This window comes from Desulfurellaceae bacterium (assembly GCA_021296095.1).
GTDB lineage: Bacteria > Desulfobacterota > Binatia > Bin18 > Bin18 > JAAXHF01.
On record JAGWBB010000044.1, the window covers coordinates 1 to 22385 of the forward strand.

A 22385-nucleotide genomic window follows, 5' to 3' on the forward strand; every position below is an offset into this window, starting at 1 on the left:
TTGGCTACCGCGAACAGTATAGCTCATCAGGGTAGGCAATTCTCACGGCTTCTCCCTAACTGATGACACGCCCTAGGCCAGAGGCTCGGGCGCGTGCGGAATCTCCTGCCACTGGTCGGGGTCGTGGCCATAGATGATGGTCGCGCCCTCCTTGTCGCGTAGCGCCCGCAGCCGGCCCAGGGACTGGTACATCTCTGACTCGTCCACCGCCACCGACGGCAGGAGGTCCTGATCCATATTGCCCCGGGTGTAGCACGCATCCCCGGTCAGCACGACTTCCGTGCCCTTGCTGACCTTGACCCGCAGCGACTGATGGCCAGGGGTATGGCCGTGAGTAGGAATGATGACCAGGCTGCCGTCGCCAAAAATATCCTGTTCGCCGTCCACAGCCTGGTAGTTGAGCGGATGGTCGTAGTCCTGGGGATCGAGCAGGGCTTTGGCCCGCAGCTCGGGGTCCTTGGTGGCGTCCAGCTCTTTTTTCTGGACCAGGAAGGTCGAGGTCGGAAAAAACTCGTTGCCGCCGGCGTGGTCAAAGTGAAAGTGGGAGTTGACGACATGGCTGATGTCGTTGGGGCTGAGCTTGAATTTGGACAGCTGGGCGACGATCTCCTCGCCCGGTTTGGTCTTTGAGACGATCAGGTTCGACACCTCTGGCCCCAGCCGCCCGACCGGATCGTCCATCACCGCGCAGTGCACGCCGGTGTCGAACAGGACATTGCCCTGGGGGTGGGTGATCAGATAACACGGCACCGGCACGACCAGGGGTGAGCCGGTTTCCTGATCGGGGAAAAACAGCTTGCTATCGAGTTCGAGAAACCCGCACGGCATGGAAAAAACTTGCAGCATCGGTGTACCCTCCCTGCCCCCTGTCATGGCAGGAATTGGGGCACAGGTCCAGCTATATTGAATCTGCGCCCGGTCTGGCATAGGGTGGCCGCTTCTCAGGCATGGAGGTGATGGATGCGTTGTTGGATGCGATGGTGTTGGGCGGTTGATTCTCCCTCCCCTTCCCCCCGGACAGTCCTGCTGGTGCTGATCATAGGCGGGCTCATCAGCCTGCTGCTCTCCGCCCGCCTCGCTCCGGCCGGCCAGCTCGCCACCCCGTCCAGCGGACCGACCGACGGGAGCCTGGGCGGCGCGACGGTCGCCCTGCCGCTCAACGCCGGCACGGCCGTGTACAGCAACCCGGCCCAACTCAGCGTGCTGCCCCCCTCCGTCTCGAACGGCGTACTGGCCATCCGCTTTCATCCCACCTATGAGAATGACCTGGGCTACCACAGCACCAGCCGAGAACTCCCGCTGGCGCCCAACTTCGGCTATGTCACCGACAACTTTGGCCCGTTTCGATTCGGCATCGGCGCGTATGGCTCGCTGGGTTTCATGTTCAACCACCGGGCCGACCCGGCCCACGGTGTGCCCAATAATTTCTTCACCGAACTGGTGTCCGTGTCCCTGGCTCCGTCAATCAGCTACTCGGTGAGCCCGAATCTGCACCTGGGCGTGTCCCTCAACCCGACCTATGGCCGCCTGAAATTCAAGACCCCCAGCCCGGTCGGCCGGCTGGATATCGACGCCCGCGGACCGGGCGTGTTTGGCACGCTCGGCCTGCTCTACCAGCCGACCGACAAACTGGATCTGGGTCTGTCCTATAAGACGCCGGGCCATATCTGGATGTTCGGCAACGCCCGCGTCGCCGGGGCCGGCGATGACACCAAGGTGGGATTCAACATTCCCCAGCGTCTGAGACTGGGCTTTGCCTACTACCTGACCGAGCGTCTGACGCTTACCATCCAGGGTATGTGGACCCAATACTCGGTGTTTGAAGACAGCCGCCTGCGTTTCGAGAAACGTCCGTTTCTGGATTCTCCCGCGCTCGGCGACGCCAAAGACCGCTGGCGGATCGGGGCCGGGCTCCAGTATGAGATTCTGCCGGGCATCAAATTCCGGGCCGGATTCTCGCACGAGCCGTGGGCCGTCAAGGACGACTCCCTGGTCCCGACCCTGGCCGATGCGACCGACTATCAGTTTTCGCTCGGCCTGGGTTTTGAGCGCGGCAATTGGCAGGTCGATCTTGGCGGCGGCTTGGCGCATACCGAGAACCGCCACGCGTCGCGGGCCGAAAATCCTGTCGCTCCGGGTCGTTACCTGCTGGACATGTCGGTTTTTGGCGTTCAGGTGACCCGCCTGCTCGGCTCCCCGTCGGCGGTTCCGACAGCTCGCCGCAGGACCGCTCCGGTACGCCATGCCCGCATCTCGGACACCTACGCCACGATTTCCGAGCGCCGGGCCGATAGCGTGCTCGGCACGCTGATCAGCCGCCTGTCGGCAGACCGCTGCCATGACCTGAGCCCGCTCCAGCGGGCCGTGCCGGGCTGTAGCTTCGGCATTCAGGTCGTCGGCTTCATCGGCAGCCGCCCGTCACCCGCGCTGGCCAGCACCGCCCTCCCGGTCCAGACCGGACAGACGGCTCCGCCCTCTCCCCCGGCTCCGGCCGCCGCAGCCGGCGAGGCCAGCCTAGATAGCCTCATCCAACGCCTGGCGGCGACGCAGTGCCGACACCAGGCCCGCGGCCGGGTGGCGCTTCCCGGCTGTGGGTGAGCCACCCGTCCCCCTCCGAGACCGGCTTTAAGAGACAGCCATGGACTCGTCCTCCTCCGACCATAGCGTAGAGTACGAGTCAGTCTCCGGCGATTATCTGGCCGCCCGCCAGCTCAAGAGGGGTGCGGCCGGCTGGGTGCTGCTGGCCGGCCTGGGCGTGTCCTACGTGATTTCCGGGGACTACGCGGGCTGGAACCTGGGGCTGGCCCAGGGTGGCTTTGGCGGCATGCTGATTGCGACCCTGGTCATGGGCGGCATGTATCTGTGCCTGGTGCTGAGCCTGGCCGAACTCTCGGCCTGCCTGCCTACCGCCGGGGGCGGCTACAGTTTCGCCCGCCGGGTGCTGGGTCCGTGGGGCGGCTATCTGACCGGCACGGCCATCCTGCTGGAGTACGCCCTGGCGCCTGCCGCCATCGCGATATTCATCGGCGGCTATGTGCACTCTCTAATCGGCATCGACGGCTGGATGGTGTACCTGGCCAGCTACCTGCTCTTTGTCGGCATCCACCTGTGGGGCGCTGGCGAAGCGCTCAAAACCATGTTCGTCATCACCCTGCTGGCGGTGCTGGCCATCGGCGTTTTCGTGGTCGGCATGCTGCCCCATTTCAGTACCGCCAAGCTGTTTGACATTGCCGTCAACGCGGACGCCGTGGGCGCCAGTGCCTTCCTGCCCGAGGGCTATATCGGCATATGGGCTGCGGTGCCGTTTGCCATCTGGCTGTTTCTGGCCGTGGAGGGCGTACCGCTGGCCGCCGAGGAGGCGGGCGATCCCGCTCGGGACATGCCCCGGGGCATCATCACCGCCATGCTGGTCCTACTGGTGTTCGGCGCCCTGGTGCTGGTCCTCGCCCCGGGCGGTGCAGGAGCCAATTTCATGAGCGACCACGGCGCCCCGTTAGTGGGGGCGCTCCAGGCGGTGTACGGCGCGGACTCGATGGCGGCCGCCTTCGTCAACTGGGTCGGCCTGAGCGGGCTGATCGCCAGCTTCTTTTCCATTATCTATGCCTACTCCCGACAGGTCTTCGCCCTGTCGCGGGCCGGCTACCTGCCACGCGTGTTGTCGGTGACCAACCGCCGCAAGGTACCCGTCCTGGCCCTGGTCGTGCCCGGCGCAATCGGCTTCCTGTTGTCGCTGACCGGCGAGGGCGACCTGATGCTGACCATGGCCGTTTTCGGGGCGACCATCTCGTACGCCCTGATGACCCTGTCCCACATCGTGTTGCGCAGGCTGGAGCCGAACCTGGAACGCCCCTACCGCACCCCCGGCGGAAGCCTGACCTCCGGCGTCGCGTTCGTGCTGTCCATCGTCGCCTTCGTCTCGACCTTCCTGGCCAGCCTGGAGGCGGCCATCTGGAGCGCGGTCTTCTACCTGCTCATGATCGCCTATTTCTTCCTGTACAGCCGCCATCACCTGGTGGCCAACGCGCCCGAAGAGGAGTTCGAGGCCATCGCCCTGGCCGAGCGGGAACTCGACTGAGGCGCGGGAGCAGTGGCGGGCTACCCCTACCCGCCCACATGCTCGCGCAGGGTCGTGCCCGTGTAGTCGCTCCGATATACCCCGCGTTTCTGGAGTTCCGGGACCAGGAGGTTCACCAGGTCTTCGTAATAGTCGGGCGCATAAAACGGAGGCGTGATCTGAAAACCGTTGCCCCCGCCGTCTTCGAGGAAGTGTTGCATGGCGTCCGCCACCTGGGCCGGGGTACCGACCAGGGGATTGCTGTCGCTGCCGGCCAGGTAGGTTTTGGAGATATCACGCAAGGTGATATTCTTGTCATACTTCTGATACATCTCGAACAAGCCTCGGGTGCCCGGTACGTCGAGGTCCTGAACTGGCACATCAAGGTCAAACCGGGACAGGTCGAGATTGAAGTGCATTGACATCTGGGCCAGGGACGCTTCGAGCGGAATCCGGGCGCGGATGGCGGCGTAGCGTTCGCGCGCCTCGGCCTCACTGTCGGCCACCAGCGGCTGGCCGGCCCACATGATCGGAATGGTGTCGGGATTGCGCCCCAGGCGTTCCGCCCGGCCGGCAATGTCCTCACAGAAGGCGCGCATCTGCTTGACCCCGCGCGCAGCGCTGAAGATGCCCTCGGCGTGCCGGGCGGCAAAGGCCCGCCCCCGGTCCGACTGACCGGCCTGAAACAGAAACGGCCGACGACGAACAGACGGCATGACCGTGAACGGCCCCCGGGTCTTGTACCACTGTCCCTGAAAGTCGACCCGGTGGACCTTGGACGGGTCGGCAAAGACCTGGCGGTCCATGTCCATCCGTACGGCATCCGCCTCCCAGCTGTTCCACAGGCCGTAGCACGCCTGCATGTATTCGTCGGCGCGCTCATAGCGGTCGTCGTGTGCCGGCAGGCTGTCCAGCCCGAAGTTGTTCGCCTCGGCCGTCGAGGTCGAAGACACGATATTCCAGCCAATCCGCCCCTTGGTCAGATGGTCAAGCGTTGCGAGGGTCCGGGCCAGCAGAAACGGCGGGTAGAAGGTCGTGGACATGGTGACGGCAAAGCCGAGTTTTTTGACCACCGCCGAGAGATAGGTCACCAGTGCGACCGGGTCGTGGCTGGGGAACTGGATCGCATAGCGCACCTGCTCGGGCTGGGTGCCGCCGGCCAGGCTGTCGGCGAAAAACAGCATGTCGAACCTGCCGCGCTCCAGGGTGCGGACCACGGATTCCCAGTACTCGCCCTCGTACCACTTGTGGCGGATCTTCTGGCGCGGATAGATCCACGACAGCGGCATATGCGGCGCCGGGGTAAAGAGCGCAAAGCCGGCGAGGTGGATCTGCTTAGGCATGGCCGATTCCTGATGTAAGGAGAGCCGCTTCTTCTCTGCGAGGCGCTGGCCTGTCAGGCCTCAGCCCAGCTGGTACACCCGGGCGGCGTTGCCGCCAACAATCTTGGCCCGTTCTTCTTCGCTGCAGTCGGCGAGCAGGCCCGCCAGAAATTCCTGGCTCTTAGGAAAAGTCGATTCCTGGTGAGGATAATCCGATCCCCACAACAGGCTGTCCACACCAATGACCTCTCGGTCACGAATACCCATGTGGTCTTCCTGAAAACTCAAAAAGACGCGGCGATGAAAGAACTCGCTCGGCAGGACATCCTGTGTGAAGCGCGCCCCGGCAATCTCCCGTGCGCGCTGGGTGTAGTTGTAATCCATGCGGTCGAGGAAGTGCGGCACCCACGACAGCTCCATTTCGACCGATCCGACCTGGAGTCTGGGATACCGCTCGAACACGCCGCTGAAAATCATGTCGGTCAGACACACCCGCGGCCAGTGGTCCAGATTGACAAAAAAGGACGGCTTGGCCGCGTCCAGGAGGAGCGCTCCGGGGTCGTCCGGGTCAGGCCGATTCGTCGTCACATGCAGGCTGATGGGCAGGGCCAGGTCCTGGGCCGCCGCCCAAACGGACTCGTACTCCGGCCGGTCATAGCTCAGGCCTCTCAGCGGCTGGATGGTAATCATGATGCCGCGATGCCCCTGTTTGGCGCAGCGCTCCATTTCCTTGACCCCCGACGGAATATCGTCGAGGTTGATCATGGCGATGCCCCTGAGACGCTCCGGAAAGGTGTCGCAGAACTCGGCCAGCCAGTCGTTGTAGGCGCGAAACAAGACGGTCAGCAGCTCGCTATCCTGAATCCGCTGGTAGAGTTGCAGCCCAACGGTAGGATACACGAGGCCCATGTCTATGCCGTCGGCATCCATGTCTCTGATGTGCTCTTCGGGGATATAGGCGCCGAGCCGGATATTCTCCACCTTATCCTTGAAGCTCAGGCGATCCGGGTCCTCAAAACGCAGGCCGGCCTGGGCACCGGCCGCAGCCGTCTGGATCTTAATACCTTCGCAATACCACCAGTCGTCACCCTCTTCCGGGATGACTCGCGGGGCGCGGTCGCGGAACTTCTTGTCGAGCCTCGTGGTCCACAGGTCGAGAGGTTCATAAATGTGATCGTCCGACGAAATCACCTTGTGCTTGTGCATCTGATCCCCTCCTTTGCCGGCATTATTCTTCCGGGGGGACAAGCCTGTCAATCGAAAGCGTCGAGGTGATTGCCGACCCACGGCTTGAACCGGACGGGCAAGCCGGCTATAGGGCTGTCAAGCTCGGTCCCCATAGGAGGCGTCATGTACAAAGTTGTTGGCTTGCTGAAACGTCCCGAAGGCATGCAGATGGAAGACTTTCGTCGCTGGTGGCTGGAAGTCCACGCCCCCAAGGTGATGAAGTGGAAAGGCGTCAAACGCTACTGCGTCAACCTGTGTACCACAGACGATCAGCGCTATGACGGGATGGCCGAGACGTGGTTTGAGACCAAGCAGGACATGGACAACGCCTTTGTCCCGGCCGAAGGTCAGGCCGCCAGGCAGGGCGCGACCGACGGCTCTCGGGAAATCGTGATTCTGTTCACCCAAGAAAACGTGATGATCGACGGCTAAGCGGCCCAAGGTCCGGTCCAACAAAGAAAGCAAGAGAGGAAGCATACGCATGATACAGGCAGGCATTATTTCATCCGACGGCCACATCTGTGAGCCGCCCAACTGCTATATCGACTACATTGAGCCCAAATACCGCGACACCGCACCGCGTATTGTCGCCCAGGACGATGGCACCGAAGCCTTTGTCGTCCACGGTATGAAACGCCCAGTTCCGCTGGGTTTTATTGACGGTGCCGGGTTCAGCGTCACCGAGCGGAACGAGCGGGCCAAAATCTGCAAGTTTTCGGACATTCGCGAGGGCGCCTACGGCGGCCACGCCCGCATCCCGTATATGGATCAGGACGGCCTTGCCGCCGAGGTCATCTACGCCTCGATCGGCATGGGGCTGTGCATGCACCGCGACCCCGAGTACAAAAACGCCTGCATGCAGGCCTATAACCGCTGGCTGCAAGCAATGGTCGGCGAAGAGCCCGACCGCATTCTGGGCCTGGCTCAGACCGCCGTGCTGAGCGTTGACTCCGCGATTGAGGATTTCCGGCGGGCCAAAGACATGGGCATGGTCGGCATGATGATGCCCGGCCGGCCGATCCATGAGGACTATGACCACTCCGACTACGACGCGCTGTGGGAGTGCGCCACCGACCTCGACCTGCCGATCTGTTTTCACATCCTGACCTCACGCGACGGCAGTCTGGCCACCCCGCACCGCGGCCACGCGCTGAACAACTTCCTGGGCATCATCCGCGCCGTCCAGGATGTCGTCGGCATGATGGTCCTGGGCGGCGTGTTCGAGCGCCATCCGCGCCTGAAGCTGGTGTGTGCCGAGGGTGACGCGGGCTGGATGCCGCACTACATGTACCGGATGGACCACGCGGCCAAGTTCAACGCCCAGGACGGCATCGTCAAGGGCCTGTCCAAGCTGCCCAGCGAATATATCAAGAGCAACGTGTGGATGACCTTTCAGGACGACAAGACGGCTTTTGACTCGCTGCACATGATGCCCCACACCCAACTGCTGTGGGCGAGCGATTTCCCACACACCGATTCCACCTGGCCGCGCTCCCAGCAGCTGTTGGCCCGCCACACGGCCGCGCTGAGCGAGCAGCAGCGCCAAGACATTCTGCGCGACAACGCGGCCCGCCTGTTCAACCTGCCGGCCGGCAGCCAGTCGTGGCGCATGGATGGCGTAGCGACCGCCTCGTAGGGGCGTCCCCCTGTGGGCGCCCTCGCCACTTCGTTTGCCGGGTATTGTCCAGGTCGGAGAGACGTGACAGCTTGGCAGCAGACAGTCAATCTGGAGGGTGCGATGAAAAGACAGACGCGCAAAGAACTCGGGCGCTACATTGTCGCCGACCCGGATATCTGCCACGGTCAACCGACCTTCACAGGCACCCGCATCATGGTCGAAAGTGTCCTTTTCCGTGTGGCTCAGGGCAAAGACTGGGAGTGGATCTCTCGGGAGTACGCTGGTCGAGTCAGCCGCGAGGCAATTGCCGAAGCCGTTCGGCTGGCCAGCGGTCAGGTCTGATAATAGCCGAAGGCGGTCCAGCCGCCGTCGATGACCATCACTTCGCCGGTCATGAAGCCGGCGTCCTGGCTGGCCACAAAACGCACCGCCTTGGCCACGTCCCGGCCCGTCCCCAGCCGCCGCTGGGGGGTGCGTTTCTTCAAGTCTTCGACGGTCAGCTTTTTGTCTGCGACCAGCCGATCAATCATGTCAGTCTGGATATAGCCGGGCGCCACACAGTTGACCCGAATGCCATACCGAGCCCACTCGATGGCCAGCACCCGGGTCATGTGGTCGACCGCCGCCTTGGATGTGCAGTAACCCAGGGTGGCCGGAAAGGCGTTGCGGCCCAGAATCGAGCCGATATTGATGATGCAGCCGGACCGCTGCGGCCGCATCTGGCGGGCCGCAGCCTGGGAGCACAGAAAGACCGACTTGACGTTGATGTCCATGTGCTGGTCCCAGTTCTCCTCGGTCATCTCAAGGGTCAGCTGGGGACGGGTGATGCCGGCATTGTTGACCAGGATATCGCACGGCCCGAGTTGCTCTTCGAGCTGGCCAAACAGCAGGCTGACCTCGGCGGCCACCTCCACCCGACAGCCCAGCGCGATTGCCTGGCCGCCCCGGCGCTGAATCTCGGCCACCGTGGCGGCCGCATTCTCGGCCCGGGTCGCCACGCACGCCAGCCGCGCCCCGGCCTCGGCCAGCTCAAGCGCAATGTCTTTTCCCAGGCCACGGCTGGCACCGGTCACCAGCGTAACCGCACCGTTCAGGGTATCCATAGGCTCGTCTCGGCTCCGGGCTCGGCCGGGCTATTGCCGCGGGTGCTCGGCGTTATAGTCCCGAATAGCTTTGAGAATCGCCCCGCTGGAGCGCTCCATCAGCGCCTTTTTGTTGGCCTGGACCCGGTCGGCCGAGGCGTGCAGCGGCCGTAGCAGCCCTTGGACCTGGGGCATCACATGCCGGGCCAGCAGCTCATAGCTGCGCGCCGACAGCTCGGGCGACACCCAGTCGTGGGCAAAGCACAGCAGGGTGCCGAAGCCGCCCGACAGCTGTTGCAGGCCGGCGATCTTTTCCAGGGCGTCTTCGGGCGTGCCCAGGATGGCCCCACCGTGTTCGTCCATACTCCGCGCCGCCTTATAGCCGTCCTCAAACGGCCGACGCTTGGGCGTGCCCAGGATGCCGACGATGTAGTCGTTCTGCCAGCGCTGCAAGCCGTCGGCGACCTCACGACAGGCCTGCTCTTTTGAGTCGGACAGGTGGAAGGGCATGACGATCCGCCAGTCGGCCCGGTCAATCTGTTGTCCGTGCTCGCGGGCCGAGGTCTCGCCAAAGCCCCACTGGGTCGGCAGCGCGGTCAGCCCTTCCTCCAGGTAGGAGGCCAGCGACAGCACGCCAACGCCGTACTTGCCGGCCGTTTTCATGCCCGAGGGCGAAATCGACGAAGCCACGGCGACCGGCATCTCGCCTTGCAGCGGCCGCAGCTGTAGCACCGCGTCGCGCAGGCTGAACCAGTCGCTCTCAACCGTCACCGGCTCGTCTTCGCGCAGCAGCCGCAGGACCGCGCCCAGACCTTCGTCCATGCGCTCGCGCTGGGTCATCGGATCAATGCCCAGCATGACCGCGTCGGACGGCAGGGCGCCGGGTCCGACGCCCAGAATGGCCCGGCCCCGGCTCAGGTGGTCCAGGTGGACCATGCGCTGGGCAATGTTGAACGGGTGGTGGTAGGGCACCGAAATCACCCCGGTGCCGAGTCGGATATGGTGGGTGCGCTCGGCGGCCGCAACCAGAAACATCTCGGGCGAGCCGATCGTTTCCCAGCCGGCGGAGTGATGCTCGCCGACCCAGAACTCGTCAAACTGGAGGCGGTCGAGCAGCGCGGCCAGCTCCAGGTCGCGCTGAAACTGTAAAGTCGGGTGTTCACCGAGCGGATGGTGGGGAGCCAGAAAGGCTCCGAAGCGAAGACCTTGGCGCATATCTCTCTCCATTTCTGATCAAAACTTGCCCGGACTGTACCAAAACCGGCCCAAGCCAGCCAGGGGCCGTCATCAAACCGCTCGCTGCGGACCACCCGACATATATCCATAGACGGCCGGCTCGCTGACATCCAGGTGGATGCTCTGCTTGGATCTCATCGGCCTGATTATTGTAAGTCTGCGGTGAGTTCCAGGTACAGTTCAGACACTCATTGCCCCTGCATTGCCCCTGACAACGAGAATTGAATCAAGCCGCCGCCCCGTACGGTTCTGAAGATTCTTCGGCCAAGCCGCCCTTTCACCCGCGATTCATTCAGCCGAGCATGGCCACCCTCGGCCGGTAAGTCCCTGATTTACCTACCCCTGCCCACGGCCGCTCGGCCGGCTACGTCTGATAACGGACAAAGTGTCAAGTTTGCGGGCGGATGCCTTTGATCGGAAAAAGGTGGGGCGCCCCGCTCCCATACCTAGATTTTCCCCTCCAGAATTAACGAGAGGGGAGAAAACCCTTATAGTTGACTCAGGAGGACGCTATGGCTCCACTATTTGATGGCGACATCCCTCAAGACAAGCAGAAGGAAATCGAGCAGAAGGCACTCGAATGGGTGCGAACATATCGCCAGAATTGGACAGACAGGGACTGGACCCGCTGGGAAGTACTGCAAGGCATCGATCTTGAAGCGCAGTTGCTTGCCATTAAGAGTCTGCTCTCCCGCAACCAGCAAGCTGAAGACGATTTGAAGCGGGAGATTGACGACCTCTGCGAACAATCTCGAAAGACAGCGCAGGAAGTACAAGACTCTGGAGATTATCGCGGGCCGGATCGGGCCTACGAAGCGTTCTTTGAGGACATGGCTAACAGCATGGCGGCAGTCGGGATGCTTGCTCCATTTGTGGAGGCGCTCTTTGTATCTGTCTTCAAACATTTCGAGGAGAAGGGAACAACCGCACCCTCTCCTGGAGACCCAAGAAGGCAGGTTACAGGGCGTTCTTACTGGGACCCGAATCTCGTATACGAACAGAGCGAGAAACGAAAAGACAGAGGCCGTGTTAAAGGCATCTTCCAGATTGCCGGCTCAATCGGGCTTGAGCCATTTCTTCCAAAAGACTCTCAGAAAACCTTGGAAGCCTTGTTTCTTTATCGCAACAGGATGTTTCACGATGGGCTTGAATGGCCAGAGAAGATGCGGACAAAGTTCCGAGACATGATCCAAAAAGAAGATTGGCCAGAAGAGTGGTTCCCGCCAACGTCCAAGAATGGGGAACCGCTGCTCTTCTCCATGAGCACCGAGTTCATTCAGCACTGCCTGCGAACCATAGACGGCATCCTTGATGGAGTTGGAGCATACGCTCGCTCCCGTGGGAGCGAAAAAAACAGCGTTCCCCAGCATAGTCTGCCCCCTTCTCCCGTGTCCGAGAAGGTCCCTTTATGTCCACCTTGGGGCAGAGCGTCCGATAAGGGGCGATGTGTCAGCTTTCGCGGCTGCAAACGCAAAGCAGGACCGATAACACCCAAAGTGTTAAGCTTGGGCGGCCTAGTCCGCGCGGGCCGGGGCAGTCCGTTCGATGAGAGCCTTTAAGGCCAGCATGGTCTCTTCGTGGTGTTGCATAGTCTCTTCGTGGCGTTGCGCCGCGGCCAGGGCGAGGGCCTGGGTTTGCTGCTCGCGGCTCGAATTGCTCCGGTACATGAGCCCCAGCCCGACGGAGAGCAGCACCAGCTGCCCGAGGCCGACCCCCAAGGCGACCCAGGCCAGGGGGGTCATGCCCACTGGCGGGATAAGCGCCTGTAACGCGGCGAGGGTGGTGGCCCCAAGTTCGATTGTCTGACTCTCCATAGGTAGCTCCTTAGCACAAATCCCGATCCCCCCGCCGCCACTGGCACAGTGCAAAAAAATTTTTCGCTTCCACGGCTGATAACGCCCAATGTGTCAAGCTTGGGCGGGCGGCTACGCCCGTCGGCGGGGGAGGCTCACCCAACAACAGGACCAGGCAATAAGATACGCTTTCACGAGAACCTTACTGCTGCTGAGTGAACTCCGTGTGCAACCCCTGTGTCTCGGGGCAAGAGGGGGATCGCTGCTCAGCCCGCAGAGGGTTTCCGCGCGCGGACGAAGGCGCTGCCGAACTTGCCGTCCACCTCAGAGGCCACGGCCTCAACATCAATCCCCTTGTCGGACAGATAGGTACGAGCATCTTCGACCCGGTAAATCCGCGTGGGTTCCAGAGTGATATCAACAAAGCCCGCCCGTGCGAGTTTGGTCCGGTAGTCGTGCTCTTCCAACGCTCCGGCGAGACATCCAATCCACAGTTCAAGGTTGCGTCGAATCTGCTCCGGGATCGCTCCACGCACGACAATGTCAGACACCGCAAACCGTCCGTCTGGTCGCAGCACGCGCAGCGCTTCAGAGAGAACGCGATCTTTGTCTGCCGACAGGTTAATCACACAGTTGGAGATAATGACATCAACCGCGTTGTCAGGCAGGGGAATGGCTTCCATCTCGCCTTGCAGAAACTCGACATTGTCGAGCCCCGCCTTGCGTTGGTTGTCGCGCGCTAAGGCCAGCATTTCGTCTGTCATATCGAGGCCATAGACTTTTCCGGTGGGACCGACTCGGCGGGCCGACAGGAGCACATCGATCCCGCCCCCCGAGCCGAGATCAAGCACGGTCTCGCCTGGATTGAGCTGCACCAGGGCTGTGGGGTTGCCACAGCCGAGCGAGGCGGCAATCGCCTCCAGAGGAATCCCTGCGATCTGGTCCTCGGCGTAAAGGTGTGAGGTAATCGGATCATCGGCACTCGCGGTGGCCGCCCCGCAGCACGCCCGGTCTCCCTGGGCGGCTTGGCGCGCCGCTCTGCCGTACACTTCCTTGACGTGCTGTTTCACATCCTGGCTTTGCATGCTGACCTCCTTGTTTCATCGGCCACGTCACCGGCCAAGGCGTGACACCACTCCTGGGCTTCGGCTTCTCGCTCCGTGTCTTCCGCCATGGCTTGGTAGCCGGCATCGAGCGTGGTCTCGACCCCATGCGGCCGCACCAAGTCTTCGATGAACTGGCTGATACGGCGCTTGCCCACCGTCCGGTACAGGCCCTCGTAGACCGCTTCTTCCAGTGTAATGGTCAGTTTGCGAGGCATGGCAGGCTCTCCCTAACACGTAATACGTACTCAGACATACCAGACACCAGCCACACCGGCCACTGCGGCGGATAACGCGCAATGTGTCAAGCTTGGGCGAGGGACGGGGCGGGGTCAGGTCCAAGCCGGCCAAGAACTCAAGGAGCAATCCATTGACCTCTGAGGGGCGACCACGTGCTAGCCCTCCGCTGCGAGGGCCGGCGTTCGAGCGGGCCGCTGTGAGCTTGCGAGACACCCATTTCCAAACTGAGACGGCACCAACCACCCTAGCCCGTGGCGGTGTTTCGTATTACCCTGTGGGCTCATTATGACACAGCCGATTGAGAGAATTCGGACCAACTGTCCCCGCGACTGCTATGACGGCTGCGGCATTATTGTTGAACGCCGAGCCGGCACAATCAGCCGCGTCCTGGGCGATCCCGCCCACCCGGTATCGCGCGGCGCGCTGTGCCAGAAATGCGCCACAGCCTACAACGGGGTGTGGCAGGATGAGAACGCCCGCCTGCTGTCGCCGCTCAAACGCAGCGGTCCCAAAGGTCGGGGACAGTTCGAGCCGATCGGTTGGGATGAGGCGCTTACCACGATTGCGTCCCGGCTGCACGCCATCATCGCCGACGCCGGTCCTCAGGCCATCCTGCATACCCACTACAGCGGCACCCTGTCACTGCTCGCCTATGTGTTCCCGCTGCGATTTTTTCACCGCCTGGGCGCAACCGAGGTCGAGCCCGACACTATCTGTAACATGGCCGGTCATGTCGCCTGGAACCTGCTGTTCGGCAGTTCGTCGGTCGGCTTCGATCCGCGTACTGCGGCCGACTCGGCGTGCATCCTGGTGTGGGGCGCCAACCCGTCCCACTCGGCACCCCACGCCCATCGCTACTGGCTGACCGAGTCTCCGGCCACGGTCATTGTCGTCGATCCGCTACGGACCGAGTCCGCCGCCCAGGCCGACCTGCACCTCCAGCCCCGGCCGGGCAGCGATGCCGCCCTGGCCTTCAGCCTGCTGCACGTCCTGCACCGCGACGGCTTGTTTGATACGGATTTTATTGCCCGCCACACCCTTGGCGGCGAGGAACTGCTGGCCCAGCTCGAACCGTGTACGCCGGCCTGGGGCCAGCGCCACACCGGCGTACCCGCAGAACTGATCGAACGGGCCGCCCAGCTGTACGGTCCGGGCCCGTCCCTGCTGTGGCTCGGCCAGGGGCTCCAGCGCCAGGCGACCGGCGGCAATATCATGCGGGCGTGCGGCCTGCTGCCGGTCATGACCGGTAATATCGGAAAGCCCGGGGCCGGCTTTTACTACCTGAACAATACGCCGGCCATCGCCGGGGCTGATTTTGGGAAGCTGGCCGGGACCGACCTGCTCAGGACCAAACGGGCCAGCATCAGCCACATGGATCTGGCCCAGCGGCTGGAAGATCCCGACACCGCCCAAGCCCTGGTGTGCTGGAACACCAACCCGGCCGCCTCAGCCCCACAGCAACAACGCCTGCACCGAGCACTCAGCCGTCCCGAGCTGTTCAGCGTTGTCGTTGACTGCTTCCCGACCGATACCAGCGACTTTGCCGATATCGTCCTGCCGGCGGCCAGCTTTTTGGAGTTCGACGACCTGACCTTCAGCTATTTTCATCTGCATATCGGCGCCCAAACACAGGTCCGCCAGCCAATGGGACACGCCCTGCCCAATCAGGAAATTTTTCGACGCCTGGCAAAAGCCATGGGCTACGAGGAACCCGCCCTGTTTGAGCCTGACCAGGCCATGCTTGAGCAGTTGCTCAAAGAGATGGGCTGTGATTTCGATTTTGCCCATCTGCAACAGCTCGGCTGGCACCCGATCAGCCAGACCCCGCTGATCTTGTATGCCGACCGGGTCTTTGACACGCCGAGCGGCAAGATCGAAATTGCCTCGGAGCGAGCCGCAGCCAAGGGCCTGCCGCGGCTGCCCCAAGCGTGGACGGACGCGCCGCCCCAGCCCGACCGACTGCGCCTGATCAGCCCGGCCTCGAACTGGCGGCTGAACGACTCGTACGCCAACGATCAGCGTCTGGCCCAGAGAGCCGGGCAGGCCAGCGTCATCCTGAACCCGGCGGACGCCGAACGCTTGGGTATCCGACCCGGTGAGCCGGTCCGCCTGGAGAACGAAACCGGTTGGCTGGATCTCACGGCCAGGGTGGAAGCCCTGGCTCCGCCCGGCGTCGCCGTTGCCTACAAGGGCCGCTGGCCCAAACACGAGACCGGCCGGCGTAACATCAATACCCTCAACCCGGGCCACAAGGCCGACATGGGTGAGAACAGCAGTGTGCATAGTATCGAGGTCAGGCTGCGACCGCTGAGCAGAACGGAGTGAGGAGGCAAAGATGGGTTTGGTGCTGAAGGGAGGCGTTCCGCTGCTTCTGCTTGTCGCTGTCTTGTACTGGAACTGGGACGGCTCGCCGCCGGTCATCTCCTGGCCGTCCAACCTGTCCGAATCGGTGGGCGGCCAAAGTCCAATCACAGTGCGTCTCCTGGATTCGGGCAAGGGCTTGGCCAGCGTCTCGGTGGTGGCGGTCCAGGCCGATACCCGCACCCCGATTCTGACCGAGCGCATCGCCCGCCCGCTGGCTCCCTGGGCGAGCGGCACCCTCCACCGCGAACTCACCTTTTCCCTGGACGCCACGCCGGGCCTGGCCGCGTTCAGAGACGGTTCTTTTTCTGTGGAAGTGCGAGCCGAAGACCACGCCAACTGGTGGCTGTTCAGCCGTAGCGCGGCCGCCGTTCGGACCTTCGAGCTCGACCGCACGCCGCCCCGGGTCATCCTCCTGTCGACCCAGCACCGCATTCGACAGGGCGGGGCCGAATTGATCCGCTATCGGACCTCCCCGGACACCCAGCGCAGCGGCGTCACGGTTGGCGAGCGGAGCTTCCGCGGCTACCGGCAGCCGACGGCCGACAGCGACGAGTTTGTGTGCCTGTTTGCCCTCGGCCATAACGACCCGGTTCAGATCCCCATCAGCGTCTGGGCTGAGGATCATGTCGGTAACCGGACCGAGACGACGCTGGCGGTCTTTCGCCACAACCGCAGATTCCGTCAGCGCACAATCACCATCTCGGACCGCTTTATTGATACGGTCCTGGCCGAGGTCATCCGACAGTCCAAGCTGCCCACCCCTGAAACCCAGCTCGAGCGTTTTCTGCTGGTCAACGCCGAACTGCGCCGCCAGAACGACGCCACGATTGAGGAGATTGCCGGCCGCTCGGTCGATCACGTCCTGTGGAGCGAGGCCTTCAGCCAGCTGAGCAACTCGCAGGTCGAAGCCCGCTATGCCGACCACCGCGCCTACGTGTATCAGGGCCAGGAAGTCGATCAGCAGACCCACCTGGGCTTTGATCTGGCCTCGACCTCCCAGGGTCCGGTCGAGGCGGCCAATGCCGGCACCGTGGTGTATACCGCCTATCTCGGCATCTACGGCAACTGCGTCATTCTCGATCACGGCCTGGGGCTGATGTCGCTGTACGCCCACCTGAGTCAGATTGATGTGGCCGAAGGCCAGCAGATACAGCAGGGCGAAATGCTGGGCCGAACCGGCAAGACCGGACTGGCCGGCGGCGATCACCTGCACTTCGCCATCCTGGTCCAGGGCGTGCCGGTCACCCCGCTCGAATGGTGGGACGCCGACTGGGTCCAGACCCATTTTTTCTCACGCCTGCGGGCCGCAGCTGGCTGAGACCGGCCCGACCGCATGGACGCCACGGGCGCTTCCGATTATACTTGCTGACGGCCGGCCGCCAGCCCGACCGTCACACACGACCATCCCAAGGGGGGACGCCATGTTCAAGATACTCGCCACAGTCATCCGCCGCGCTGCGGTCTCGCACGACGAACTGGTCAGGGTGTGGGAAACGGTCCACGCCCCGCACGTGGTCAAGATCGCCAAACCCGAACGCTACCGCATCACCTTTTTTGATCAGCCCGGGGCCGACGCTGATCCCGGACTCGACGGGATGGCCGAGCTGTGGTTCCGCGACAGGCAGCACTACGACACGACCATAGGCCGCAACGCCCCGCCCGAGATCATGGATGACCGTTTCAGCGACTACGCCGATATCACCAAGGGCAACTGGCTGGCGGTGACCGAACACCTCAACGTCGACGGCCCGACCAGCCGCGCCACGACCAAGTTCACCTTTTTTGTCAAGCGCCGCGCCGGCGTTGAGCGGGCCGATCTGGACCGCCACTGGCTGGAGACCCACGTGCCGAACGTGGCGGCTGCGGTTGAGCGGACGCCCGAGGCCCGGCGCTACACCGTCAACCTGGTCGATCCGGCCAAAGAGCGGCGCTACGACGGTATCGCTCAGCTGTGGCTGGACGGCGACCATTCGAGCGTGCCCGAGCTGGTCGGCCTGGAACCGGACGGATTTACCGATCTGGTCCAGACGCCGCTCATGTCCCGGGGCCACGAGATTCGTATCGTCGACTAAACCGGAAAGGACAATCCCGCATGGAATACAAAACCGTTGCCGAAGCCAAAGACCTGCCCGGCCTGCGTCTGGCGCTGACCATCGGCGGTCCGGCGCCGTGGAGCCAGGCGGCCAAGAGCATCCTGGAGGTCAAACACATTCCCTACGTCCCGGTCGCCCAGCACGGGGGCGAGGCCAACGCAGAGCTGGTGGCCTGGACCGGCCACCGCAACGCGCCGGTCGCCGTATACGACAACGAGCCGGCCCGGACCGGCTGGTATGAAATCCTGCTGCTGGCCGAGCGGCTGGCCCCCACGCCGTCGTTGCTGCCGTCCGCAGTCGAAGACCGGGCGCTGATGATCGGCCTGTCCAACGAGCTGTGCGGCGAACAGGGCTTCACCTGGCAGACGCGTCACATCATGTTCGATACCATCCTCAAGATGCAGGGCGAGGCCTTCAAGCAGTCGCCGATGGTTGCAGCCTACGGCTATTCGGCCGAAAACGCGGCGGCGGCGCCCGCAAAAATCATACCCATCCTGCGCGCCCTGTCGGCCCGGTTGCACGCCCAAAAGCAGGCCGGCAGCCGCTATTTCATCGGCGCCCAGCTGACCGCCCTGGACCTGTACTGGGCCAATATGTCCCAGGTCATCGATCCCTACCCACCCGACAAGAACCCCATGCCGAATTTTTTCCGCAGCATGTGGGCGCCCGTCCGCCAGGCGGTCGAGGCGGCGATCGATCCGGTGCTGATTGCGCACCGGGACTTCATCTTCGAGCAGCACCTCAGCCTGCCGCTCGATTTCTGAGCCCGCCCACAGAAAGGACACCGCATGGCCGACCAGTATCGTCTGTTTGGTGCCGAACTCTCGCCCTACTCGGTCAAGGTTCGTTCCTACTGCCGCTATAAAGCCATTCCCCACCAGTGGATCATCCGCAGCGCTGCGGTCCAAGATGAGTACAACAAGTACGCCAAGATCCCGATCATCCCGCTGCTCGTCACCCCCCAGGACACCGGCCTGCAGGACTCGACCCCGATCATCGAACAGCTCGAAGTCCTCTACCCCGAGCCTGCCATCCATCCCGCCGATCCGGTCAGCGGCTTTCTCTCGGCCCTGGTCGAAGAGTTCGGAGACGAGTGGGGCAATAAATGGATGTTTCACTACCGCTGGGCGCGTGAGGTCGATCAGCTCAGCTCGGCCGGTCGTATCGCCCGCATGATGATGCCTGCGGCCGACGACAAACAGTACGCCCAGATGGTCGCCCAGGTGCGCGAACGCATGGTCAACCGGGTCTGGTTTGTCGGCTCCAACGCGCAGACGGCGCCCCAGATTGAGGCATCCTTTTGCGAGGCCATTGAGCAGCTCGACGCCCATCTCAGCACCCGCGCCTATCTGTTCGGGGCACGGCCGTCGTTCGGCGACCTGGGCCTGTGGGGCCAGATCTATAACGCCTGGACCGATCCGACTCCGTGCGCCTTTGTCGAGGGCCGCGCCCCGCACGTGCTGGCCTGGGTGCAGCGCATGCTGTGGCCGCGCGCCGAGGGCGAGTTTGAGCCGTGGTCGAGCCTGGAACCGACCCTGCTGCCGTTTCTGGAGCGCCAGCTCGGCGCCCGCTTCATGCCCTGGACGCTGGCCAACGCCGAGGCCATCGCCACCGGCCGGGAGGAGTTCAGCGTCGAACTCGACGGCCACACCTGGACCCAGAAGCCCCAGAAATACCACGCCAAATCCCTCCAGGCGCTGCGCGCCAAGTATGCTGCGGTCAGCGACACAAGCGGTCTCGACCCGATTCTGGAGCGGGCCGGCTGTCTGAACGGCCTGCAGGGCTAACCGAAGCCGCCCCATGACAGACAGGGAGACCGTTCATGCCCCGCCTGCGTTTTGGACTGAGCTACGACTTCCGCAATCCGCCCGAGTCCGGCCTGGCCATGCCCCGCCTGTACGCCGAGACGCTGGAGCAAATGGTCTGGGCCGAATCGCTCGGTTTTGATCAGATCTGGTTTACCGAACACCACTTTGTCGAGGACGGCTACCTGCCGAGCTGGGTGCCGGTGGCCGGTGCGCTGGCCGCCCGCACCGAGCGTATCCGCATCTCGCAGGACATCTGCATTCTGCCCTTTCGTAATCCGATCAACCTAGCCGAGGATCTGGCCGTGCTGGACAACCTCAGCAACGGACGGGTCGAGCTGGGGGTCGGCATGGGCTATGCGCCGCACGAGTTCAGGGGCTTCGGCTTCCCGGTGTCGCGGCGCCTGTCGCTGATGGAAGAGGGCCTTGCGGTGTTGCGGCGCTGCTTTCGCGGCGAACGCTTCAGCTTTCAGGGCAAACGCTACGCCTTCAGCGACGTGCATATCAAACCCGACTATGTGCAGGCCGGCGGACCGCCGCTGTGGGTCGCGGCCATGGCCCGCAACGGAGCGCTGCGGGCCGCCCGTTTCGACTGTCACCTGCTGCCCCAGGGGCCTCGGGCCGAAGTCCTCGAGCCGTGGAAGGACGCCCTCAGCGCGGCCGGCCGTGAGCCCGCGGGCTATCGGGTGGGCATCATTCGCGGCGTGCTGGTGACCGACGATCCCGAACGCGACTGGCCGCGCATCCGGGAGGCCGAGCGAACCCGCATGCGGGTCTACAAGCGTTTCTTTGCCGAGAGCGGTCAGCCCAGCCCCCAGGACGCTTCCCGAGGCGCCTGGATTCCGCAGACCTGGATTGTGGGCGATGTCGAAACCTGTGTTGAGCAGCTGAGCGCCTTCATCACCGAGCACGGCCTGACCGATTTTGTCAGCTGGGCGGTCCCGCCCGGCCTGCGTCCCGACGCTATGAACGCCAGCCTGGAACGTCTCGCCCGTGAGGTCATCCCGCGTGTGCGGGCCCGGCTTGACCGGCCGGCCGAGCCGGGCGATGCTGCATGACTGACCCGACCGTTCACCTATGACGAGAGGAGCGAGCGTATGCCAGACAAACCCGTTGACCATACCGAGATACTCAAAGACGCACCCAAGAACTGGGGCCGCTGGGGGGCCGATGACGAAGTCGGCTGTCTCAACTTTCTGACCGACCAGGAGGTCTTGCGCGGCATCCAGGCGGTCAAACAGGGCAAGACCTTCATGCTCGGCGTCCCGGTCGCCCGGCCCCAGGGCGATCCCCTGCACCCTATCCGCGCCCAACCGATCCGCACCCAGACCAATGACGAGGGCTCGTACATCAGCGGCCGGGCCCAGCCCTTCCCCGGCGGGCTCAAGTACTCCGACGACGTGATCGTCATGTTTCCCCAGGGCACGACCCAGTACGACGCCCTGGGCCACGCCTGGTACGGGGACAAGCTGTATAACGGCTACGATCCCAAAATGACGATCGGCGCGCTGCAAAAGTGCTCCATCGAGCCGATTGCCGACCGGGGTGTGATCGGCCACGGCATCCTGATCGACGCCGCCCGCTACAAGGGTAAAAAGCACCTGGAGCGGGGCGAGGGGGTGAGCCTCGACGACCTGCTCGGAGCGGCTGACAAACAGGGCGTGCGGATCGAAAAGCACGACATCGTCGTCCTGCACACCGGCTGGCTCAACCGCTTCTACGAGGAGGGTCAGGACGCCTTTTTTCCCGATGGCGAGTTTGACGAACCCGGCCTGGAGTACAGCAAGGAGCTGGTCGAGTGGTTTCACGACATGGAGATCGCCTCCATCAGCGCCGACACGGTCGGCTGCGAGCAGGCCATCAACCCCGAGACCGGCGGGCTGGGGCTGCTGCACGCCGCCCTGCTGTGCAACCTGGGGGTGATCTTCAACGAAATCGTGTGGCTCAAAGACCTGGCCGACCACTGCGAGCAGGACAAGCAGTACACCTTCCTGTTTGCCGGCGCCCCGCTCAAGCTGGTCGGCGGCTGCGGCTCGCCGGTCAATCCGATCGCCATCAAGTAGGCCGCCACAGGAGACACCCCGTGCTACGGACCATGCTTGTCGGCAGTCTGCCGCGTCCGACCTGGCTGTTCCCGCCCCAGCAGGTCTCTTCGCTCGACTGGGGCCTGGACGGCCCGACCCTCCAGGAGGGCCACGACGACGCGGTGCGCCTGGCCGTCACCGACCAGGAGCAGGTCGGTCTGGATATTGTGACCGACGGCGAGCAGCGCCGCCGTCACTATATCTGGGGCTTCAGCGAACACCTCGACGGAATCGACTTCGGCACCATGGTCAAGCGGCTTACCCGGGGCGGCCGCTACGGCCTGGAGATCGATGTGGCCCGCGTGACCGGGCCGGTCAGACGCCCGACCGCCGTGTTTGTCGAGGCTTTGCGCTTCCTCAAACG

The 22385-nt window shown here is 63.5% G+C and carries 22 protein-coding genes; 14 read left to right on the top strand and 8 right to left on the bottom strand.

The genetic code is table 11. The features are described from left to right. Positions 1 to 72: 72 nt before the first annotated feature. Positions 73 to 846: an N-acyl homoserine lactonase family protein gene (locus tag J4F42_12155; GenBank protein ID MCE2486261.1), complete on the bottom strand. Its 774-nt coding sequence runs from the start codon at positions 844 to 846 to the stop codon at positions 73 to 75. Between the two features lie 183 nt (positions 847 to 1029). Between J4F42_12155 and J4F42_12160 the strand changes: the two genes are divergently transcribed. Together J4F42_12160 and eat are read left to right on the top strand one after the other, a co-directional pair. Next, complete coding sequence (locus J4F42_12160; GenBank protein MCE2486262.1) at positions 1030 to 2598, top strand: outer membrane protein transport protein; 1569 nt, start codon at positions 1030 to 1032, stop codon at positions 2596 to 2598. A 40-nt stretch (positions 2599 to 2638) separates the two neighbouring features. After that, positions 2639 to 4075: an ethanolamine permease gene (gene eat, locus J4F42_12165; GenBank protein ID MCE2486263.1), complete on the top strand. Its 1437-nt coding sequence runs from the start codon at positions 2639 to 2641 to the stop codon at positions 4073 to 4075. 26 nt (positions 4076 to 4101) lie between these two features. Here the strand turns inward: eat and J4F42_12170 are convergent, their stop codons facing one another. Next, on the bottom strand, positions 4102 to 5397 hold the full coding sequence (locus J4F42_12170) for an NtaA/DmoA family FMN-dependent monooxygenase (protein ID MCE2486264.1): 1296 nt from the start codon (positions 5395 to 5397) through the stop codon (positions 4102 to 4104). A gap of 60 nt (positions 5398 to 5457) precedes the next feature. Continuing rightward, positions 5458 to 6582, bottom strand: coding sequence for an amidohydrolase (locus tag J4F42_12175; GenBank protein ID MCE2486265.1), 1125 nt, complete (start codon positions 6580 to 6582; stop codon positions 5458 to 5460). A 144-nt stretch (positions 6583 to 6726) separates the two neighbouring features. Here J4F42_12175 and J4F42_12180 point away from each other — a divergent pair, with 144 nt between their 5' ends. The 3 genes from J4F42_12180 (at position 6727) to J4F42_12190 (ending at position 8563) form a co-directional block, all read left to right on the top strand. Continuing rightward, positions 6727 to 7035, top strand: a complete 309-nt coding sequence (locus J4F42_12180; protein ID MCE2486266.1) for an EthD family reductase — start codon at positions 6727 to 6729, stop codon at positions 7033 to 7035. A 49-nt stretch (positions 7036 to 7084) separates the two neighbouring features. Then, positions 7085 to 8239 carry an amidohydrolase family protein gene (locus J4F42_12185; GenBank protein MCE2486267.1) on the top strand — a complete coding sequence of 385 codons (1155 nt, stop codon included), beginning with the start codon at positions 7085 to 7087 and terminating at the stop codon, positions 8237 to 8239. Between the two features lie 102 nt (positions 8240 to 8341). Continuing rightward, complete coding sequence (locus J4F42_12190) at positions 8342 to 8563, top strand: DUF433 domain-containing protein (GenBank protein ID MCE2486268.1); 222 nt, start codon at positions 8342 to 8344, stop codon at positions 8561 to 8563. Here the strand turns inward: J4F42_12190 and J4F42_12195 are convergent. Continuing rightward, a complete protein-coding gene (locus J4F42_12195; protein ID MCE2486269.1) occupies positions 8554 to 9324 on the bottom strand; it encodes a 3-oxoacyl-ACP reductase FabG in 771 nt (256 codons plus the stop codon). The two genes, J4F42_12190 and J4F42_12195, sit on opposite strands and share 10 nt — an antisense overlap. A 30-nt stretch (positions 9325 to 9354) precedes the next feature. Beyond that, positions 9355 to 10518 carry an LLM class flavin-dependent oxidoreductase gene (locus J4F42_12200; GenBank protein MCE2486270.1) on the bottom strand — a complete coding sequence of 388 codons (1164 nt, stop codon included), beginning with the start codon at positions 10516 to 10518 and terminating at the stop codon, positions 9355 to 9357. A 533-nt stretch (positions 10519 to 11051) separates the two neighbouring features. Here J4F42_12200 and J4F42_12205 point away from each other — a divergent pair. Beyond that, entirely contained in the window at positions 11052 to 12098 is a 1047-nt protein-coding gene (locus J4F42_12205) for a hypothetical protein (protein MCE2486271.1), read from the top strand. On the opposite strand, the gene J4F42_12210 is transcribed toward J4F42_12205, so the two are convergent. The 3 genes from J4F42_12210 to J4F42_12220 all read right to left on the bottom strand — a co-directional run bounded on the left by J4F42_12210 (position 12054) and on the right by J4F42_12220 (position 13653). Next, positions 12054 to 12353: a hypothetical protein gene (locus J4F42_12210; GenBank protein MCE2486272.1), complete on the bottom strand. Its 300-nt coding sequence runs from the start codon at positions 12351 to 12353 to the stop codon at positions 12054 to 12056. The two genes, J4F42_12205 and J4F42_12210, sit on opposite strands and share 45 nt — an antisense overlap. 245 nt (positions 12354 to 12598) lie before the next feature. Beyond that, on the bottom strand, positions 12599 to 13417 hold the full coding sequence (locus J4F42_12215) for an arsenite methyltransferase (GenBank protein MCE2486273.1): 819 nt from the start codon (positions 13415 to 13417) through the stop codon (positions 12599 to 12601). Beyond that, positions 13399 to 13653: a hypothetical protein gene (locus tag J4F42_12220; GenBank protein ID MCE2486274.1), complete on the bottom strand. Its 255-nt coding sequence runs from the start codon at positions 13651 to 13653 to the stop codon at positions 13399 to 13401. Before J4F42_12220 ends, J4F42_12215 begins: the two co-directional genes overlap by 19 nt. A gap of 307 nt (positions 13654 to 13960) precedes the next feature. Here J4F42_12220 and J4F42_12225 point away from each other — a divergent pair, with 307 nt between their 5' ends. From J4F42_12225 to J4F42_12260, 8 genes are all read left to right on the top strand, one after another. Further along, positions 13961 to 16000 (top strand): molybdopterin-dependent oxidoreductase, encoded by a 2040-nt coding sequence (locus J4F42_12225; protein MCE2486275.1) that lies wholly within the window; start codon positions 13961 to 13963, stop codon positions 15998 to 16000. Between the two features lie 10 nt (positions 16001 to 16010). After that, positions 16011 to 17357, top strand: a complete 1347-nt coding sequence (locus J4F42_12230) for a M23 family metallopeptidase (GenBank protein ID MCE2486276.1) — start codon at positions 16011 to 16013, stop codon at positions 17355 to 17357. 103 nt (positions 17358 to 17460) lie between these two features. Further along, positions 17461 to 18111: an EthD domain-containing protein gene (locus tag J4F42_12235; protein MCE2486277.1), complete on the top strand. Its 651-nt coding sequence runs from the start codon at positions 17461 to 17463 to the stop codon at positions 18109 to 18111. Between the two features lie 20 nt (positions 18112 to 18131). Continuing rightward, on the top strand, positions 18132 to 18896 hold the full coding sequence (locus tag J4F42_12240) for a hypothetical protein (protein ID MCE2486278.1): 765 nt from the start codon (positions 18132 to 18134) through the stop codon (positions 18894 to 18896). Between the two features lie 24 nt (positions 18897 to 18920). Continuing rightward, on the top strand, positions 18921 to 19919 hold the full coding sequence (locus J4F42_12245) for a glutathione S-transferase family protein (GenBank protein ID MCE2486279.1): 999 nt from the start codon (positions 18921 to 18923) through the stop codon (positions 19917 to 19919). A 35-nt stretch (positions 19920 to 19954) separates the two neighbouring features. After that, on the top strand, positions 19955 to 20995 hold the full coding sequence (locus J4F42_12250; protein MCE2486280.1) for an LLM class flavin-dependent oxidoreductase: 1041 nt from the start codon (positions 19955 to 19957) through the stop codon (positions 20993 to 20995). A gap of 39 nt (positions 20996 to 21034) precedes the next feature. Next, entirely contained in the window at positions 21035 to 22000 is a 966-nt protein-coding gene (locus J4F42_12255; GenBank protein ID MCE2486281.1) for a cyclase family protein, read from the top strand. Between the two features lie 20 nt (positions 22001 to 22020). Beyond that, positions 22021 to 22385 (top strand): hypothetical protein (locus J4F42_12260; GenBank protein ID MCE2486282.1); only part of this gene is annotated, 365 nt, incomplete at its 3' end.